Below are 234 nucleotides of genomic sequence, written 5' to 3'. Positions count from 1 at the left end.
CTGCCGAGCAATCCCACCACCGGCTTCCGCTGGGAACTGCGCAACCCTGCTGCCAGCGTGCTCAAGCGCCTTGGCCCGGAGGTCTACAGCAATTCCGAAGAAGACAGCGGCCTGGTTGGCAGCGGCGGCGAATCGACCTGGCGCTTCCGCGTCGCCGCCAGCGGCGACGACCGCCTGGAACTGGTCTACCGGCGGCCCTGGGAAAAGGACGCGGAACCGGCGGAAAGCTTTTCC

Annotated in this window: 1 protein-coding gene; it reads left to right on the top strand. The window is 67.5% G+C overall.

The features are described from left to right. Positions 1-234, top strand: a 234-nt coding sequence (locus tag ACLJNW_RS28635) for a protease inhibitor I42 family protein (RefSeq protein ID WP_410962070.1), incomplete at both ends; no start/stop codon positions are given.

The sequence above is a fragment of the Salmonella sp. SAL4457 genome (assembly GCF_046548235.1).
GTDB lineage: Bacteria > Pseudomonadota > Gammaproteobacteria > Enterobacterales > Enterobacteriaceae > Salmonella > Salmonella enterica.
Note: the sequence above shows the minus strand (reverse complement) of the source record. Positions and strands in the feature narration are given on the sequence as shown.